This is a genomic window from Pseudomonas sp. FP1740 (genome assembly GCF_030687165.1).
Classification (GTDB): domain Bacteria; phylum Pseudomonadota; class Gammaproteobacteria; order Pseudomonadales; family Pseudomonadaceae; genus Aquipseudomonas.
This window is the reverse complement of sequence record NZ_CP117461.1, coordinates 4,992,656-5,009,919: the sequence shown is the minus strand read 5'-3', so window position 1 is coordinate 5,009,919 and position 17,264 is coordinate 4,992,656. Positions and strand designations below refer to the sequence as shown.

The following is a 17,264-nucleotide window of genomic DNA, read 5'->3' as shown; positions in this document are numbered from 1 at the left end:
TGTCACTGTGTGGGAATTGGTCAAATCCGGCGGCTGGATGATGCTGCCGATCATTCTGAGTTCCATCGCGGCCATGGCGATCGTCGCCGAGCGTCTCTGGACCCTGCGCGCCAGCCGCGTGACCCCGGAGCACTTGCTCGGGCAGGTGTGGGTCTGGATCAAGGACAAACAACTCAATAAAGAAAAACTCAAGGAACTGCGCGCCAACTCCCCCCTGGGCGAGATCCTGGCTGCCGGTCTGGCGAATTCCAAGCATGGTCGCGAGATCATGAAAGAGTGCATCGAAGAGGCCGCCGCGCGGGTGATTCATGAGCTCGAACGTTACATCAACGCCCTGGGCACCATCGCCGCCATGGCTCCGTTGCTGGGGCTGCTGGGTACGGTGCTGGGCATGATCGATATTTTCAGTGCGTTCATGGGCACGGGCATGGGCACCAACGCCGCGGTGCTGGCCGGGGGTATTTCCAAGGCGCTGATCACCACCGCCGCGGGCCTGATGGTCGGTATCCCGGCCGTGTTCTTCCACCGCTTCCTGCAACGTCGGATCGATGAGCTGGTGGTGGGCATGGAGCAGGAAGCGATCAAACTGGTCGAAGTGGTACAGGGCGATCGCGACGTGGACCTGGCCGAGGGCAAAGCGTGAAATTCCGTCGTAAACCGCGGGAAACGATAGACATCAACCTCGCGTCGTTGATCGACGTGGTGTTTATCCTGCTGTTGTTTTTCGTCGTGACCACCACTTTCACCCGTGAAACCCAGTTGCGCGTCGACCTGCCGGAAGCGGTCAGTGGCTCCCCGGCCGAAGACCAGCAGCTCAAGCAACTGGACATCGCCATCAGCGCCGACGGGGCATATTCGGTCAACAACCAGTTGTTGCCGAAGAACGACCTGACCAGCCTGATGGAGGCGCTGCAGAAAGAATCCAATGGCGACACCAATCTGCCGCTGTCCATCAGCGCCGATGGCAAGACGCCTCATCAGTCCGTCATTACTGCCATGGACGCTGCCGGCAAGCTCGGTTTCAGCCATTTGCGCATGACCACTGTCGAGGCGGCGCCAGCGTCCTGATGGCCATGTCCGATCGATTGCTCGCCGCGTGGTACGAAGGTCATCCGGCGTTGAAGCTGTTGCAGCCTCTGGAGTGGCTGTATCGACGCGTGGTCACCGGCAAGCGCGAGCGTTTTCTGGCTGGCGAGGGCGAGATCTACCAATCGCCCGTGCCGCTGATCGTGGTCGGCAATATCACGGTGGGCGGCACCGGCAAGACGCCACTGATTCTGTGGATGATCCAGCACTGCCAGCGCAGCGGTCTGCGGGTCGGTGTGGTCAGCCGTGGTTACGGCGCCAAACCGCCGCAATTGCCGTGGCGGGTCACAGCGGATCAAGGCGCGGACGTGGCGGGCGATGAGCCGCTGTTGATCGTCCAGCGCACCGGCGTGCCGCTGATGATCGACCCGGACCGCAGCCGCGCAGTCAAAGCCTTGCTGGCGAGTGAGCCGCTGGACCTGATCCTTTCCGACGACGGCATGCAGCATTACCGGCTGGCCCGGGACCTGGAACTGGTGCTGATCGATGCCGCCCGGGGGCTGGGCAACAAGCGTTGCCTGCCGGCCGGGCCGTTGCGCGAACCGGTCGAGCGCCTGCAAAGCGTCGATGCAGTGCTGTACAACGGCGCTGCCAATGATCGCGAAGACGGTTTTGCCTTTCAGTTGCAACCCACCGAACTGGTCAATCTGCACAGCGGTGAACGGCGGCCTCTGGACCACTTTCCCGCTGGCCAGGCGTTGCATGCGGTGGCCGGAATCGGCAATCCCCAACGTTTCTTCACGACCCTCGAAACGCTACACTGGCGGCCAGTGCCCCATGCATTTGCCGACCATGCCGAGTACAGCGTGCAGGCCTTGAATTTCACACCGTCATTGCCAGTGGTGATGACAGAAAAGGACGCGGTGAAGTGCCGTGCCTTCGCCGCTGCCGATTGGTGGTACCTGGCGGTCGATGCTGCGCCATCGCCGGCCTTCGTGGCCTGGTTCGATACGCAGCTGATGCGCCTGTTGCCGGCTCGTCTTTTGCCTTAACTCCGTTTCTATCCAGGGAATGTACATGGACACCAAATTGCTCGATATCCTCGCTTGCCCGGTCTGCAAAGGCCCGCTCAAGCTCAGCGCCGACAAAACCGAGCTGATCAGCAAGGGCGCCGGCCTGGCGTACCCGATTCGCGACGGCATTCCGGTGATGCTCGAAAGCGAAGCGCGCACCCTGACCACTGACGAGCGTCTGGATAAATGACCACAGCCTTTACCGTTGTCATTCCATCGCGTTACGCCTCCACCCGCTTGCCGGGTAAGCCGCTGCTGCTGATCGCCGGCAAGCCGATGATCCAGCACGTCTGGGAACAGGCGAGCAAAAGCAGCGCCCAGCGCGTGGTGGTCGCCACTGACGATGCGCGCATCGTCGAGGCCTGCAAAGGCTTTGGCGCCGAAGTGGTGCTGACCCGCGAAGATCACAACTCCGGCACTGACCGCCTGGCCGAAGTTGCGGCGAAACTGGGCCTGGCCCCGGATGCGATCGTGGTCAATGTTCAGGGCGACGAGCCGTTGATCCCGCCAAGCGTGATCGATCAGGTCGCCGCCAACCTGGCCGCTCACACCGAAGCACGCATGGCCACCCTGGCCGAACCGATCGAAGACGTCGAAACCCTGTTCAACCCCAATGTGGTCAAAGTGGTCAGCGACCTCAATGGCCTGGCGCTGACCTTCAGTCGTGCCACCTTGCCGTGGGCCCGCGACGCGTTTGCCAAAAGCCGCGAGCAATTGCCGGAAGGCGTGCCATATCGCCGCCACATCGGCATTTATGCTTACCGTGCCGGCTTCCTTCAGGACTTCGTCACCTGGGGCCCGTGCTGGCTGGAAAACACCGAGTCTCTGGAACAGCTGCGTGCCCTCTGGCACGGCGTGCGGATTCACGTCGCCGATGCGCTGATCGCACCGCCCACCGGCGTCGACACCGTTGAAGACCTCGAGCGCGTTCGTCGCCTGCTGGAGGCCTGATGCGGGTTCTGTTCGTCTGCCTGGGCAACATCTGCCGGTCCCCCACGGCCGAAGGCGTATTGCGGCACAAGCTGCGTGAGGCGGGGCTGGCCGATCAAGTCGAAGTGGCTTCCGCCGGCACCGGCGACTGGCACGTCGGCAAGGCCCCGGACAAGCGCAGTCAGGCTGCGGCGAAACTGCGCGGTTATGACCTGTCCGCCCAGCGCGCCCAGCAAGTGACCCGCGCCGATTTCGCCGCCTACGACCTGATCCTGGCGATGGACAATAGCAACCTGCGCCACCTCAAGGCATTGCAACCGGCCAAGGGCAAGGCCGAGCTGGATTTGTTCCTGCGTCGCTATCAGTCTGAAATCGATGAAGTGCCGGATCCTTATTACGACGGCGACCAAGGCTTCGAACAGGTACTGGACCTGATCGAGCGCGCCAGCGATCTGCTGGTGATCGAATTGAAGGGACGGCTATGAGTTTGCAGGTTCAACCCCGGGTTTCGCTCAAACCGTACAACAGCTTTGGCGTGGACGTTCAGGCGCGGCTGTTTGCCGAAGCCCATAGCGATGCCGACGTGCGCGAAGCCCTGGCCTACGCGGTGGAACACGAAGTGCCGGTGCTGGTGATCGGTGGTGGCAGCAATTTGTTGCTGACCGCCGATGTGCCGGCACTGGTGCTGCGCATGGCCACACGGGGGATTCGCCTGCTGAGCGATGACGGCAACCAGGTGGTGATCGAAGCCGAGGCCGGCGAGCCGTGGCATCCGTTTGTGCAGCACACCCTGGCGCAAGGGTGGTCGGGGCTGGAAAACCTCAGCCTGATCCCCGGCACCGTCGGCGCGGCTCCGATGCAGAACATCGGCGCTTACGGTGTCGAGATAAAAGACGTATTCGCCGGCCTGACGGCCCTCGATCGCCAGACCGGCGAGCTGCGGGAGTTCACGCTGGCCGAGTGCAACTTCGCCTACCGCGACAGCCTGTTCAAGCAGGAGCCGGGGCGCTGGTTGATCCTGCGGGTGCGTTTCACCCTCGCGCGCACCGCGCACCTGCATCTGGAATACGGCCCGGTTCGCCAGCGCCTGACCGAACAAGGCATCGATCACCCGACGCCCACCGATGTCAGCCAGGCCATTTGCAGCATCCGCAACGAAAAGCTCCCGGACCCGGCGGTGCTCGGCAATGCCGGCAGTTTCTTCAAGAATCCCTTGGTGCCCGCCGCACTCGTGGCACAACTCAAGGGTGAATACCCGGATCTGGTGGCGTATGCGCAGCCCGATGGGCAAATGAAGCTGGCGGCGGGCTGGCTGATCGAACGCGCCGGCTGGAAAGGCTTTCGCGACGGCGATGCCGGTGTGCATAAATTACAGGCGCTGGTGCTGGTCAACTACGGCAGCGCAACGGGCCTGCAATTGCTGAATCTGGCGCAGCGCATTCAGAAAGACATTGCAGAGCGTTTCAAGGTCGACCTGGAAATGGAACCCAACCAGTATTGAGGCTACGCTTTCAGGCTGATCAAAAAGCCCTGCACATTTTCAAATGTGCAGGGCTTTTTTGTTAATGCTCAGTTAACTTAGCCAGCTAACGATGCAAACATTTGCTCCATCAAAGGCCCGGTGCAGACGTCGCGTCTACATATGAGAGCCGATTAGCCTGAGTCGATCTGCGTGTAGTGAACCGCGAACCCCAAGCGGCAGATTGCTCGACCCCATAACCTCTATAACTATGCGGGCGTGCCCATGATTACCCTGAAACTCAATGGTCAAGATCATCAACTCGATGTCACCGAGGACATGCCGCTGCTCTGGGCGATCCGTGACGTGGCTGGCTACAACGGCACCAAATTCGGCTGCGGCATGGGCCTGTGCGGCGCTTGCACCATTCATATCGATGGCGCGCCCGCGCGCAGTTGCATCACGCCGATCGGCTCGGTAGTCGGCCAGAACGTCAGCACCATCGACGACCTGCATGCCGACCCGGTGGGCAAAGTCGTCCAGCAAGCCTGGCTCGACAGCGCCGTGGCCCAGTGCGGTTACTGCCAGGGCGGGCAGATCATGTCGGCCACCGCGCTGCTGAAAACCAACCCGAACCCCAGCGATGAGCAGATTGAAGAGGCGATGGTCGGCAACATTTGCCGTTGCGGCACCTACAACCGGATCAAGACCGCCATCCGCCAGGCATCCACTCATCTGAAGGAGGCCAAGGCATGAGCCAGCTACCGAATGATTTTGCACTGAGCAACCTCAGCCGCCGCGGTTTCCTCAAAGGCGTGGGCGCCACCAGTGCGCTGGTGCTGGCTGCCAGTTGGGGCTGGCAGGATGCATTGGCCGCCGAAAAAGAGCAGAAATTCGGTGCCGACGGCATGCCCAACGGCTGGATCGATGACCCGAAGGTTTACATCAGCATTGCCGCCGATGGCAGCGTGACGGTTATTTGCAACCGTTCGGAAATGGGCCAGGGCGTGCGCACCAGTCTGTCCATGGTGGTGGCCGATGAACTGGACGCCGACTGGGCACAGGTCAAAGTGCAACAGGCGCCGGGCGACGAAGTACGTTTCGGCAATCAGGACACCGACGGTTCGCGCAGCATGCGTCATTGGTACGAGCCAATGCGCCGTTGCGGTGCAGCCGCGCGGACCATGCTTGAGCAAGCCGCTGCCGAGCAATGGAAAGTGCCGGTCGGTGAATGCCATGCGCAACTGCACAAAATCATCCATAAACCGACTGGCCGTGAATTGGGCTACGGCGCGTTGGCCGCAGCAGCCAGTGCGCTTACGGTGCCGGCCCGCGACAGCCTGCGGCTCAAGCAACCGTCGGAGTTTCGTTACATCGGCAAGGAAGGTACCAAGGCCATCGACGGTGCGGACATCGTCAACGGTCGTGCGGTCTACGGCGCCGATGTGCATTTCGACGGCATGTTTTTCGCCACCATCGCCCGTCCGGCGGTCTACGGCGGTAAGGTCAAATCCTTCGATGCCAGCGCTGCGATGAAAGTCCCGGGGGTGATCAAGGTCCTGCAAGTCGAAAGTCGTCCACTGCCGTCCGAGTTCCAGCCGCTTGGCGGTGTGGCTGTGGTGGCCAGCAACACCTGGGCGGCGATCAAGGGCCGCGAAGCGCTGAAGATCGAGTGGAATGACGGCCCCAACGCCAGTTACGACTCGATCGCCTACCGCAAGGAACTCGAAGCCGCGTCGCTCAAGCCCGGCAAAGTAGTGCGCAACACCGGCAACATCGACCAGGCCATGAGCGCTGCCGACAGCACTCTCGAAGCTTCCTACTATCTGCCGCACCTGGCGCAATCGCCCATGGAACCGATGGTCGCCATCGCCCGTTTCAAGGATGGTGTGTGCGAGGCCTGGGCGCCAAGCCAGGCACCGCAAGTCACCCGCGAGCGGATCGGCGAGCGCTTGGGCATTCCATTCGATAACGTCACGTTCAACGTCACCTTGCTCGGCGGCGGTTTCGGTCGCAAGTCCAAGCCGGACTTCGTCATTGAAGCGGCGATCCTGGCCAAGGAGTTCCCGGGCAAGGCCGTGCGGGTGCAGTGGACCCGTGAAGACGACATCCACAACTCGTATTTCCATACCGTGTCCGCCGAATACCTGAAGGCGAGCCTGAACAAGGACGGCCTGCCGTCCGGCTGGCTGCACCGCACGGTGGCGCCGAGCATTACCGCGTTGTTCGCGCCGGGCATGAACCATGAGGCGGCTTTCGAGTTGGGCATGGGCTTTACCAACATGGCTTATGCGATCCCCAACGTACGCCTGGAAAACCCTGAAGCGGCGGTCCACACGCGGGTCGGCTGGTATCGCTCGGTGTCGAACATTCCCCACGGCTTCGCGATTCAGAGCTTTGTCGATGAACTGGCGCATAAGGCCGGCCAGGATCCGCTCAAGTACCAGATCAAGCTGCTCGGCCCGGACCGTCAGATCGATCCGCGCACCTTGAGTGAAGAATGGAACTACGGCGAATCCCCTGAGCGTTATCCAATCGATACCGCACGGATGCGCACCGTGCTGGAAACCGCCGCCAAAGCCGCCGGTTGGGGGCGGGAGCTGCCCAAGGGCCGGGGCCTGGGCCTGGCGGTGCATTACAGCTTTGTCACTTATGTGGCAGCCGTGATTGAAGTCGAAGTCAAAGACGATGGCACGCTGATCGTGCACAAGGCCGACATCGCCGTGGACTGCGGCCCGCAGATCAATCCCGAGCGGATTCGCTCGCAGTTCGAAGGCGCCTGTGTCATGGGCCTGGGCAACGCAGTACTGGGGGAAATCAGCTTCAAGGACGGCAAGGTCCAGCAGGACAACTTCCACATGTACGAAGTGGCGCGCATGTCCCTGGCACCGAAAGAAGTCGCCGTGCACCTGGTCACGCCACCGGGCAATGTGCCGTTGGGCGGGGTCGGTGAGCCGGGCGTGCCACCGATCGCGCCAGCGCTGTGCAACGCGATCTTCGCGGCCACCGGCAAGCGCATCCGTAACCTGCCGGTTCGCTATCAGCTGCAAGGCTGGCAGAAGGCTCAAGCCTGATGGACAGCGTCGATCTGAACGTCCTGCGCAGCGTGCTGGAATGGCGCCGCGCCGGTCAGCGGGTGATGTTGTACAGCGTGGTCCAGACCTGGGGCACCGCGCCCCGGGCACCTGGCGCCATGCTCGCCTTGCGTGGCGATGGCGTAGTGATTGGCTCGGTGTCCGGTGGCTGTGTCGAGGATGACTTGATTGCCCGGCTGCACGATGGCCGTATCCCGGCCGATGGGCCTCCGGTGCAGTTGATTACTTATGGCGTCACTCGTGAGGAGGCCGCGCGGTTTGGTTTGCCCTGCGGTGGCACTTTGCGCCTGACTGAGGAGCGCGTTGGCGATCCGGCATGGGTCGCGCAGTTGCTGGCGTGCTGCGAGGCGCATGAAATTGTTGCGCGCTCGCTGGATATTGCGACCGGTGAAGTGGTTTTGCAGTCGGCGAACAAGCACGATGTGCTGAGTTTTGATGGCAACACACTACGCGCCATTTACGGCCCGCGTTGGCGATTGTTGTTGATCGGCGCGGGGCAGCTATCGCGGTATGTCGCCGAGATGGCGCGGCTGCTGGATTTCGAAGTGCTGATCTGTGATCCGCGCACCGAGTTCGTCTACGGCTGGGAAGAACAACACGGTCGCTTCGTTCCGGGCATGCCCGACGAAGCGGTGCTGACCATCCAGACCGACGAACGCACCGCCATCGTCGCGCTCACCCACGATCCGCGCCTGGATGATATGGCGCTGCTCACGGCCCTGGATTCCAGGGCATTTTATGTCGGTGCGCTGGGTTCGCGAGTCAACAGCCAGAAGCGCCGGGACAACCTGGCTCAGCTAGGCTTGTCCCAACAGGCCATCGAGCGTTTGCACGGCCCGATCGGCTTGCACATCGGCAGCCATACTCCGGCGGAAATCGCCTTGTCGCTGCTGGCCGAGATTGTGGCGATCAAGAACGGCATCGAGCTCAAGCAGAAGAGGCCGTTGCAGGAGGGCGTATGAGTGACTCCATTGGCGTTATTGTTCTGGCCGCCGGGCAGGGCAGCCGGTTTCGACAGGTAGCGGGTGACGATAAGGACAAGTTGCTGGTGGACTGCACCGCCCGTGATGGCATCACCGTGCACTCAATGATCGAGCAGGTGCTGGTGAATCTGCCGGCCGCGCTTGAAAAGCGTGTGCTGGTCACCACCGCGGACCGCCCGCAAGTGATTCGCATGGCGCAGGCCTATGGTTGCGAGATTGTGCGGATCGACTCGACCGGCCTGGGCGACAGCATTGCGGCGGGTGTGGCGGCCTGTTCGCACCTCGATGGCTGGCTGATCATGCTGGGGGATATGCCGTTTATTCTGCCGTCGAGCATTGAACAGGTCGTTGCGGCGATTGCGGATGACGCCATCAGCGTGCCGGTGCATGAAGGGCAATATGGGCATCCGGTGGGGTTCGGGCGAAGCTTCGGTCCGGGATTGATGGCGTTGACCGGCGATCAGGGCGCCAAGTCACTGTTTGCGCAGGCGAGGGTGGTCGAGGTGGCGGTGGAGGATCCCGGGGTGTTGTGGGATGTGGATGTTCCTGAGGCGCTGGTTTTTCAATAACGGTTGTCAGCGGGATCGCATTTGCACTTCCCCGGAATAATCGACTCTTCCTTTCGCCCATTCGTATTTATCGATGGGTGCCAGATATAAAACTCGTTATTCAGCGGGTTCTATCCGACATACGATCATGTGGCGTGTGGTGTTCACAGTTGAGGTGAACATCCGTTTGCCCACCACTTGCAGTGGGCTCAGGACTACGGCGCGCCGAACTGGATTTTTCGAGGTTGCCATTCGCCTCGGCCGGCGACTTTCACTACCGCCGTCGATTGGGTTACTCACTGATTGTCACCAACAGTTCGCCTATCGAAGCCGAGCCTTGCCGAGTCTATGTCAATGAACTGGCTCGGGGGCTGGCGACGCAGGCACTGTTGTTGGTGCCCATTACGGATGTGTCGCAGGCGCAACTGTCTGTGTATCAAGACTTGTTCCATCTGCATGGGGTAGTCGAGTTCGACGGTGCCTCTTTCATGTTAATGAAGAAGATCTAAGGGAGGCATCAATGCCGTACTTGTTACTTTCACTCGCGGCCGTGTTCTGGGGCGGTAACTATGTCGTCGGAAAGTTGATGGTGGTGGATATTGATCCAGTGCTGCTGTCGCAACTTCGATGGCTGATTACCAGCGGTTTACTACTGTTGATTAACTATAAAGCCGTGATCGCCAGTTTGCCGGGCGCCCGTAAGTCATGGTTGACCCTGGTTATGTTGGCGGTCTGTGGTCAAGTTATATTTCCACTGACCTTGCATATCGGTTTGCAATACACCAGTTCGTTGAATGCGGCGATTTACCTGTCGGCCACGCCGTGTCTGGTACTGGCCCTCAACCGTTTCGTTTTCGGTGATTTCATCTCCAGGTCGAACATGCTTGGGGTGGTCATCAGTACGGTGGGTGTGTTCTGGCTGGTGACGATGGGGCATCTGTCCGATTTGAGCTTCCTGGAAGGCTTCAACAAAGGTGATTTCTGGACCATGGCCTCGGCTGCCAGTTGGGCCGTCTATTGCTCTTTTTTGCGGACAAAGCCAAAAACCATCGCCGGCAATGCATTCGTGACGTATTGCGCGGTGGTGGGGGCGCTGTGCCTGATTCCGTTCAGCTTGGGTATTTGGGCGTTGCACCCTGATCTGACGTTCAACCTGGGGCAGGGCGCGGCACCGTGGCTGGGCCTGGCGTATCTGGTGATCTTCCCGTCCTGGCTGTCGTACTTGTTCTGGAGCAAAGGCATCGGTGAAATCGGTGCCACTCGTGGTGAGATCTTCACTCACTTGGTGCCACTGTCCGGTGGGCTGTTCAGTATCGTGTTCCTCGACGTGCAACTGCACGTCTATCACCTGGTCAGTCTGGTGCTGATCGTATTTGGGGTGATCCTCTGTTCCATTAAAAGGCGGGCACCGGTGACGCTGCGCACGGAGGCGGCTTGATGGAAAGAATCATCGATTCGGTCGACCGTCACGATGTGCGGTGGGTGAGGGTTGTGCGAAGTGGTAAGCGGGCCGGTTTTTCGAAGTCCAGCACCCATTGCGCCAGCGCTCTGGGGGCTGGTTTGCCAGGGTGATCGAAAAACACGAATTCGGTGGTCAGTGAGGCATATGAACCACTCAGGAAATACGTTTGCACCTGTTCACTGCGGCAGCACGAATCGACCAGTGACAACGGCACCAGGGCAACGCCCACGCCGTTGATCACATTAGAAAACAAGAGCGGATAAGAGCCACACTCGATGATTTTTTCCGGGGTGATATTACCCATCATGAATAATTCGTCGAGATTACGTTGCGAAGCGCTGCGCCGGCTGTTGACCAGGAATACTTGGCCACTGAACGCTTTCAGGTCCTGGATGGCGGGGTGTGCTGCGCTGTAGATCAAGGCCAGCGGATCGTTGAACAGCGTTACCCGGCGATAATGCGAAGGTGCAAAGCCTGCGCCGACAATCACTGCGTCGAGCTTGCCGGCCTCAAGATCCTTGAGGAGCGACTGTGTATTACCAATGCTGACATCCACTGCCAGTCCGTCGGGATTGGCAACGATGCTTTGCAACAGGTTCTGGCGAGTAATAGTGAGGTTTTCGATAACACCCAAACGCACCCGTGTTTCGGTTTTTGTCTGGCTCAGGCTGGCTTGAGCGCGAGCAACCAGTTCGAGGATTTGTGAGGCGTAGGCATAGAGCTCCTTGCCTGGCGCCGTCATCGTGATACCGCGACCGGAGCGTTCGAACAGCTTGGTATCGAGCCGTGATTCGAGTGTCTTAATGCGGAAGGAAATACTGGATTGAGCGCGGTTTAACCTGATTGCTGCTTGTGTGACGCTGCCGTAGTCAACAATCGCTTTGAAAGCGTCCAGTTCAGCAATTTCCATAGTCACGCACTCTTTGCTCCATAACGGGCCGAAGGCTTTCGGACCGTGGCAGGACCTGCTTTGAGCCCCTGCACCGATCTATTCTGCACGTTGCATAGCTCTTTCGTAATACTTTCTTACAAATATTTCAGCGGATGTTTAGCGAGGAACGCAATCGCCTCGGCAATAAAGCGCTGCCAGGTAGCGACAGGCTTCAGTTTCTATAAGTAAAAAAAAGCCCCGCCTGGCATCACCAGGCGGGGCTTTTTAGTGGCCGATGGAATCAGGCGAGGGGTTTAGGCTCGTGCTCTTTTTCCAGGGCTTGCTCGTGTTGCTCTACCGCTTCTTGAACGGAGCGCGGTGCTTCGTCGATCGCGGATTCAACCGGCTCGGCAGGTACTTCAGCGGCCGGGGCAGGGGCTGCCTCGACGACTTCAGCAACAACCGGTGCTGGCTCGGCAGCGGCCGGAGCAGCAGCGGCAGCCAGTTCGGCTTCCTTCTGCAGACGTTCGGCTTCACGCTTGCGACGACGTACTTCACGCGGGTCGTTCGGCGCACGGCCACTTGGGGTCAGAGCGCTGACAGGAGCGGCTTCGACCACGGGTGCAGCTTCGGCAACCACCGGTGCTTCAAGCAGCGGAGCAGGCTCGGCAGCTGCAATCACTGGCTCGGAGACCGTGGCTTCAGCCGCTGGGGCTTCAGCAACCGGAGCCTCAGCGACTGGCGCTGGAGCTTCGATGGCTACAGGTGGCTCGGCAATCCAGTTGAACGTGGTTTGTTCTTCACGAACTTCGCGAACTTCACGTGCCGGTTCAGCCACTGGTGCTTCAACGACAGGTTCTGCAGCAACCACTGGTTCGGCGGCAGCTTCAACTTCAGGCTGCGCTTCACGAGCCGGGGCCACTTCGATTTCCGGAGCTGCGATGACTTCTACCGGCGTGGTCGCTTCAACCACTGGCGCTTCAACCGGAGCGGTTTCCAGAGTGGCAGCAGTAGCGCGTTCGGCTTGCTCGTTGGCTTGTGCTTCAGCAGGTGCGCTGATCACGGTGCTGGCAACGGCTGCGGTAACAGCCAGGCCGGCGGCCAGATCGGCAGCGCTTGGGGCTTCGGCGTTTTCAGCGGATTCGGATTCTTCCGAACCTTCGATCACGTTGCCGTTGGCATCGCGCTGACGCTCACGACGATTGCTGCGACGACGCTGGCCACGGGAGCGGCGGCGTGGACGATCGCCTTCGGCGACTTCCTGACCGTCTTCCTGCAGTTGCTCTTCGTTGGTTGGCAGCTCTTCTTCGGCAGCGGCAGCAGCGGCTTGCTCGGTGCGTGGTTGACGTTCTTCACGCGGTGGGCGTGGAGCGCGCTCTTCGCGTGGCTGACGGGCCGGACGCTCTTCAGTGGTGGCAGCGGCGGCCGGAGCGGCATCCAGAGGCTCGCGCAGTTCACGAACCGGACGTTCTTCACGCTCGCCACGTGGCTTGCGATCTTCACGCGGTGCGCGCGGTGCACGTTCTTCACGAGGGGCACGTGGAGCGCGTTCTTCGCGGGCTACCACTGGCGTTTCTTCGCGGGCTTCGCGTGGTTGACGCTCTTCGCGTGGCTCACGTGGTGCGCGCTCTTCACGCGGTGCACGTTCCTCACGAGGCTTGCGCTCTTCATCGCGGCGACCGTTACGGTTGCGGCTCTGCTGACGACCGTTGCGACGCTCTTCGTTGCGGGCAGGGCGCTCGGCAGTCGCTGGTTTTTCAACCACGACCGGCGCAACTGGCTCTTCCTTGGTCGCGAACAGGCTGATCAGCGACTTCACCAGACCCTTGAACAGGCTTGGCTCAGGCGCGGCAACCGGTGCAGCTACTGGAGCGGCGACGACTTCGGTCGGCACCGGAGCATTGGCGCGGGCCGGTGCAGTCTTGACCGCGGCTTCCTGGCGAACCAGGGTGCGGGTCGCGGCGGCTGGCTGGACTTCTTCGACTTCCGCAGCGGCAGCAGCGATCTCGTAGCTGGACTGGTTGATGCTGGCTTCCGGGCTGTCATCACGCAGACGCTGAACTTCGAAGTGCGGCGTTTCGAGGTGATCGTTCGGCAGAATGACGATGCGGGCGCGAGTGCGCAGTTCGATCTTGGTGATCGAGTTGCGTTTTTCGTTGAGCAGGAACGCTGCCACCGGGATCGGCACTTGTGCGCGAACTTCGGCGGTGCGGTCTTTCAGGGCTTCTTCTTCGATCAGGCGCAGGATCGCCAGCGACAGCGATTCAACGTCACGGATGATGCCGGTGCCGTTGCAACGCGGGCAAACGATGCCGCTGCTTTCGCCCAGCGATGGACGCAGGCGCTGACGGGACATTTCCAGCAGGCCGAAGCGCGAGATGCGACCGACTTGCACGCGGGCGCGGTCGGCTTCCAGGCATTCGCGGACTTTCTCTTCCACGGCGCGCTGGTTCTTGGCAGGGGTCATGTCGATGAAGTCGATGACGATCAGGCCGCCGATGTCGCGCAAGCGCAACTGACGGGCGATTTCTTCGGCGGCTTCAAGGTTGGTCTGCAGGGCGGTTTCTTCGATGTCGCTGCCTTTGGTGGCGCGCGCCGAGTTGATGTCGATGGACACCAGGGCTTCGGTCGGATCGATGACGATGGAACCGCCGGAAGGCAGTTCGACGACGCGCTGGAAGGCGGTTTCGATCTGGCTTTCGATCTGGAAGCGGTTGAACAGCGGAACGCTGTCTTCGTACAGCTTGATCTTGCTGGCGTACTGCGGCATCACCTGGCGAATGAAGGTCAGGGCTTCGTCCTGGGCTTCAACGCTGTCGATCAGCACTTCGCCGATGTCCTGGCGCAGGTAATCGCGGATGGCGCGGATGATCACGTTGCTTTCCTGGTAGATCAGGAACGGCGCGGCGCGGTCCAGCGAGGCTTCTTTGATGGCGGTCCAGAGTTGCAGCAGGTAGTCGAGGTCCCACTGCATTTCTTCGCTGCTGCGGCCAAGGCCGGCAGTGCGAACGATCAGACCCATGTCGGCCGGGGCAACCAGGCCGTTGAGGGCTTCACGCAGTTCGTTGCGCTCTTCACCTTCGATGCGACGGGAGATACCGCCGGCACGCGGGTTGTTCGGCATCAGAACCAGGTAACGACCGGCCAGGCTGATGAAGGTGGTCAGGGCGGCGCCCTTGTTGCCACGTTCTTCTTTTTCGACTTGAACGATGACTTCCTGGCCTTCGCTCAGGACGTCCTTGATGTTGACGCGGCCTTCGGGAGTTTTCTTGAAGTATTCGCGGGAGATTTCTTTGAGGGGCAGGAAGCCGTGGCGCTCAGAGCCGAAATCGACAAAGGCAGCCTCAAGGCTTGGTTCGATGCGAGTAATCCGGCCTTTATAGATGTTGGCCTTCTTCTGCTCGCGTGCACCGGATTCGATGTCCAGGTCGTAGAGGCGTTGGCCATCTACCAGTGCAACACGCAACTCTTCAGGTTGAGTCGCGTTAATCAGCATTCTTTTCATGTAGTACCGTCGGTTTCCGGGCTGCCGGAAACGGCGTTCGGCACACACGACTTCTCACGGTCGGTGTCAGGTGCGTCGGGAGTGGTTGGCCATTCCCGTGTCCAGCGATGTCCGACCAATTGGGCCGGTATCGCGACGTACGCGTCCTGCTTGCTGTGGCTACTTAAGCACTCAGTCAGGAGGAGGAATCAACCGGCGGCTGTGGACGAGATGAAGCGTCTTGATAAAGCCTATTGCTACACAGTCCAGCGGTTGTGCATCTCCACCCTACACGTATCCCTGATAATTCGGGTGCTGCCGCGCGCAGAATCCGCAGCGGGTTGGCATTTACCGTGAGCTCCGAAAGGGGGAGGTCACGCATCATGGCTAATTTAGGCGTTGTTTCCGAAGCGTTCGCTCGGGGTCGTTTGCAGCTGACTGCACTTTGTGAACTGGCCGTGAATATTTGCTCGGAAGGCGAGTGAAAACTCTGCTTTGCGGCATGATTCAGGCCTTATGTCACCTGCGCTTGTTACAACTGCAAACTCTGCCGTTACGTAGCGAAAGCCCCGTAGGACGGCCTCTCGTCCTCGTGAATTGCGTTGGTCAGGGCCGGTTTTTGACCGTTAGTCCGCTGTCCAGGCCACTTTTGGCGGCGTTCGCGACTATAGCAGCAATGATTAAGTGCTTCAATTCCATAAAAAATTGTTATCATCCGCACCATGACGACTACTGCCCCTTCGACCCCAGGCGTACAACTGCTTGAGGTCTCGCCGGAATATGCCGGCCAACGTATTGATAACTTCCTTCTCGCTCGGCTCAAAGGCGTGCCCAAGACCTTGATTTACCGCATTTTGCGTAAAGGCGAAGTGCGGGTGAACAAAGGTCGGATCAAGCCCGAATACAAGCTGCAGGCGGGCGACATCGTGCGCGTGCCGCCGGTTCGCGTGCCCGAACGCGACGAGCCCGTGCCACTGGCGCAGGGGCTGCTGCAGCGGCTCGAGGCCTCGATTGTCTACGAAGACAAGGCGCTGATCGTGATCAACAAGCCCGCTGGCATCGCGGTTCACGGCGGCAGCGGCTTGAATTACGGCGTCATCGAAGCCTTTCGTCAGTTACGTCCTGATGCAAAAGAGCTCGAGTTGGTTCACCGCCTCGACCGGGACACCTCCGGCCTGCTGATGATCGCCAAAAAGCGCAGCATGTTGCGTCACTTGCACGCCGCATTGCGCGGTGATGGCGTCGACAAGCGCTATATGGCGCTGGTGCGCGGCAACTGGGCGACCTCGATCAAGCAAGTCCGTGCGCCGTTGCAAAAGAGCAATCTGCGCTCCGGCGAGCGCATGGTCGAAGTCGACGAAGAAGGCAAGGAGGCTTTGACCGTGTTCAAGGTGCTGCGCCGCTTCGGTGACTTTGCCACCATGGTCGAAGCCAAGCCGATCACCGGTCGCACTCACCAGATTCGCGTCCATACTTTGCATGCCGGGCATTGCATCGCTGGCGACACCAAGTACGGCGATGAAGGTTTCAGCAAGGAAATTCGTGACCTGGGTGGCAAGCGTCTATTCCTGCATGCCTACATGCTGACCGTGCCGCTGCCTGATGGCGGCGAGCTGAAGTTGCAGGCACCGGTCGACGAGATGTGGGCCAAAACCGTGGAGCGATTGAGTGCGCCCATCTGATTACAAGCTGCTGATTTTCGATTGGGACGGTACGCTCGCAGACTCCATTGGTCGGATTGTCGAGGCGATGCACGTGGCGTCCAGGCGCTCCGGCTTCCCGTTGCGCGATGATTTTGCGGTCAAAGGCATTATCGGTCTCGGGTTGCCGGAGGCGATTCGGACCTTGTATCCCGAGATCGGCGATGGCGAACTGATGGCTTTTCGTGACTATTATGCGGAGCACTACATCGCGGCGGAGGCTGTTCCTTCGCCGTTGTTCGAGGGCGTGCTTGAGTCGATGGAAGCGTTTCGTGCTGACGGCTATCACCTGGCGGTTGCCACCGGCAAGGCTCGGCGCGGGCTGGATCGGGTGCTGAAGGCTCACGGCTGGGAAGATTATTTTGATGTCACTCGCGCAGCCGATGAAACGGCCAGCAAGCCTCATCCATTGATGCTCGAGCAGATTCTCGCCCATTGCGAGGTTCGCCCGGAGCAGGCGCTGATGGTCGGGGATTCGTCCTTCGATCTGCAGATGGCGCGCAACGCTGGCATGGATTCGGTGGCGGTCAGCTATGGCGCTCAATCGATTGAGGCGTTGCAGCAGTTCGAGCCACGGCTGTCCATTGATCGTTTTTCAGAATTGCGCGCCTGGCTGAGTCAGCGGGTATAACG

The 17,264-nt window shown here is 60.4% G+C and carries 17 protein-coding genes; 15 read left to right on the top strand and 2 right to left on the bottom strand.

From position 1 onward, the window contains the following. The first annotated feature begins 7 nt into the window (after window positions 1–7). The 13 genes from PSH69_RS22355 to PSH69_RS22295 all read left to right on the top strand — a co-directional run bounded on the left by PSH69_RS22355 (window position 8) and on the right by PSH69_RS22295 (window position 10,552). On the top strand, window positions 8–643 hold the full coding sequence (locus PSH69_RS22355) for a MotA/TolQ/ExbB proton channel family protein (RefSeq protein ID WP_162556235.1): 636 nt from the start codon (window positions 8–10) through the stop codon (window positions 641–643). Beyond that, window positions 640–1,068 carry a biopolymer transporter ExbD gene (locus tag PSH69_RS22350; protein ID WP_105342963.1) on the top strand — a complete coding sequence of 143 codons (429 nt, stop codon included), beginning with the start codon at window positions 640–642 and terminating at the stop codon, window positions 1,066–1,068. Before PSH69_RS22355 ends, PSH69_RS22350 begins: the two co-directional genes overlap by 4 nt. After that, complete coding sequence (gene lpxK, locus PSH69_RS22345) at window positions 1,068–2,078, top strand: tetraacyldisaccharide 4'-kinase (protein WP_305409857.1); 1,011 nt, start codon at window positions 1,068–1,070, stop codon at window positions 2,076–2,078. Before PSH69_RS22350 ends, lpxK begins: the two co-directional genes overlap by 1 nt. Window positions 2,079–2,103: 25 nt before the next feature. Next, window positions 2,104–2,289 carry a Trm112 family protein gene (locus PSH69_RS22340; RefSeq protein ID WP_003179363.1) on the top strand — a complete coding sequence of 62 codons (186 nt, stop codon included), beginning with the start codon at window positions 2,104–2,106 and terminating at the stop codon, window positions 2,287–2,289. Continuing rightward, window positions 2,286–3,050, top strand: a complete 765-nt coding sequence (gene kdsB / locus PSH69_RS22335; RefSeq protein WP_018926233.1) for a 3-deoxy-manno-octulosonate cytidylyltransferase — start codon at window positions 2,286–2,288, stop codon at window positions 3,048–3,050. Before PSH69_RS22340 ends, kdsB begins: the two co-directional genes overlap by 4 nt. Continuing rightward, entirely contained in the window at window positions 3,050–3,514 is a 465-nt protein-coding gene (locus PSH69_RS22330; RefSeq protein WP_105342969.1) for a low molecular weight protein-tyrosine-phosphatase, read from the top strand. Before kdsB ends, PSH69_RS22330 begins: the two co-directional genes overlap by 1 nt. Beyond that, window positions 3,511–4,530, top strand: coding sequence for a UDP-N-acetylmuramate dehydrogenase (gene murB / locus PSH69_RS22325; RefSeq protein ID WP_305409856.1), 1,020 nt, complete (start codon window positions 3,511–3,513; stop codon window positions 4,528–4,530). The genes PSH69_RS22330 and murB overlap by 4 nt, the downstream gene beginning before the upstream one ends. Window positions 4,531–4,773: 243 nt before the next feature. Then, complete coding sequence (locus PSH69_RS22320; protein ID WP_019582720.1) at window positions 4,774–5,244, top strand: (2Fe-2S)-binding protein; 471 nt, start codon at window positions 4,774–4,776, stop codon at window positions 5,242–5,244. Next, the gene (locus tag PSH69_RS22315) at window positions 5,241–7,562 is read left to right on the top strand and encodes a xanthine dehydrogenase family protein molybdopterin-binding subunit (protein WP_305409855.1); all 2,322 of its coding nucleotides are present in this window, start codon (window positions 5,241–5,243) and stop codon (window positions 7,560–7,562) included. The genes PSH69_RS22320 and PSH69_RS22315 overlap by 4 nt, the downstream gene beginning before the upstream one ends. Continuing rightward, window positions 7,562–8,545: an XdhC family protein gene (locus PSH69_RS22310; RefSeq protein WP_305409854.1), complete on the top strand. Its 984-nt coding sequence runs from the start codon at window positions 7,562–7,564 to the stop codon at window positions 8,543–8,545. Before PSH69_RS22315 ends, PSH69_RS22310 begins: the two co-directional genes overlap by 1 nt. After that, window positions 8,542–9,135 (top strand): nucleotidyltransferase family protein, encoded by a 594-nt coding sequence (locus PSH69_RS22305; protein WP_305409853.1) that lies wholly within the window; start codon window positions 8,542–8,544, stop codon window positions 9,133–9,135. Before PSH69_RS22310 ends, PSH69_RS22305 begins: the two co-directional genes overlap by 4 nt. 224 nt (window positions 9,136–9,359) lie before the next feature. Beyond that, the gene (locus PSH69_RS22300; RefSeq protein ID WP_305409852.1) at window positions 9,360–9,623 is read left to right on the top strand and encodes a hypothetical protein; all 264 of its coding nucleotides are present in this window, start codon (window positions 9,360–9,362) and stop codon (window positions 9,621–9,623) included. An 11-nt stretch (window positions 9,624–9,634) separates the two neighbouring features. Continuing rightward, window positions 9,635–10,552 carry a DMT family transporter gene (locus PSH69_RS22295; protein ID WP_305409851.1) on the top strand — a complete coding sequence of 306 codons (918 nt, stop codon included), beginning with the start codon at window positions 9,635–9,637 and terminating at the stop codon, window positions 10,550–10,552. A 28-nt stretch (window positions 10,553–10,580) separates the two neighbouring features. On the opposite strand, the gene PSH69_RS22290 is transcribed toward PSH69_RS22295, so the two are convergent. Beyond that, window positions 10,581–11,486 (bottom strand): LysR family transcriptional regulator, encoded by a 906-nt coding sequence (locus PSH69_RS22290; protein ID WP_305409850.1) that lies wholly within the window; start codon window positions 11,484–11,486, stop codon window positions 10,581–10,583. A gap of 262 nt (window positions 11,487–11,748) precedes the next feature. Continuing rightward, the gene (gene rne / locus PSH69_RS22285; protein ID WP_305409849.1) at window positions 11,749–14,952 is read right to left on the bottom strand and encodes a ribonuclease E; all 3,204 of its coding nucleotides are present in this window, start codon (window positions 14,950–14,952) and stop codon (window positions 11,749–11,751) included. 701 nt (window positions 14,953–15,653) lie between these two features. Here rne and rluC point away from each other — a divergent pair. Next, window positions 15,654–16,613 carry a 23S rRNA pseudouridine(955/2504/2580) synthase RluC gene (gene rluC, locus PSH69_RS22280; protein ID WP_205889447.1) on the top strand — a complete coding sequence of 320 codons (960 nt, stop codon included), beginning with the start codon at window positions 15,654–15,656 and terminating at the stop codon, window positions 16,611–16,613. Further along, window positions 16,600–17,262 (top strand): HAD-IA family hydrolase, encoded by a 663-nt coding sequence (locus PSH69_RS22275; protein ID WP_305409848.1) that lies wholly within the window; start codon window positions 16,600–16,602, stop codon window positions 17,260–17,262. The genes rluC and PSH69_RS22275 overlap by 14 nt, the downstream gene beginning before the upstream one ends. Window positions 17,263–17,264 lie beyond the last annotated feature (2 nt).

Coding starts and splice junctions, on each gene's coding strand:
- PSH69_RS22310 (WP_305409854.1), top strand. CDS start 7,562: ATGGACAGCGTCGATCTGAACGTCCTGCGCAGCGTGCTGGAATGGCGC.
- PSH69_RS22340 (WP_003179363.1), top strand. CDS start 2,104: ATGGACACCAAATTGCTCGATATCCTCGCTTGCCCGGTCTGCAAAGGC.
- lpxK (WP_305409857.1), top strand. CDS start 1,068: ATGGCCATGTCCGATCGATTGCTCGCCGCGTGGTACGAAGGTCATCCG.
- PSH69_RS22330 (WP_105342969.1), top strand. CDS start 3,050: ATGCGGGTTCTGTTCGTCTGCCTGGGCAACATCTGCCGGTCCCCCACG.
- rne (WP_305409849.1), bottom strand. CDS start 14,952: ATGAAAAGAATGCTGATTAACGCGACTCAACCTGAAGAGTTGCGTGTT.
- kdsB (WP_018926233.1), top strand. CDS start 2,286: ATGACCACAGCCTTTACCGTTGTCATTCCATCGCGTTACGCCTCCACC.
- PSH69_RS22290 (WP_305409850.1), bottom strand. CDS start 11,486: ATGGAAATTGCTGAACTGGACGCTTTCAAAGCGATTGTTGACTACGGC.
- PSH69_RS22315 (WP_305409855.1), top strand. CDS start 5,241: ATGAGCCAGCTACCGAATGATTTTGCACTGAGCAACCTCAGCCGCCGC.
- PSH69_RS22295 (WP_305409851.1), top strand. CDS start 9,635: ATGCCGTACTTGTTACTTTCACTCGCGGCCGTGTTCTGGGGCGGTAAC.
- rluC (WP_205889447.1), top strand. CDS start 15,654: ATGACGACTACTGCCCCTTCGACCCCAGGCGTACAACTGCTTGAGGTC.
- PSH69_RS22305 (WP_305409853.1), top strand. CDS start 8,542: ATGAGTGACTCCATTGGCGTTATTGTTCTGGCCGCCGGGCAGGGCAGC.
- PSH69_RS22320 (WP_019582720.1), top strand. CDS start 4,774: ATGATTACCCTGAAACTCAATGGTCAAGATCATCAACTCGATGTCACC.
- murB (WP_305409856.1), top strand. CDS start 3,511: ATGAGTTTGCAGGTTCAACCCCGGGTTTCGCTCAAACCGTACAACAGC.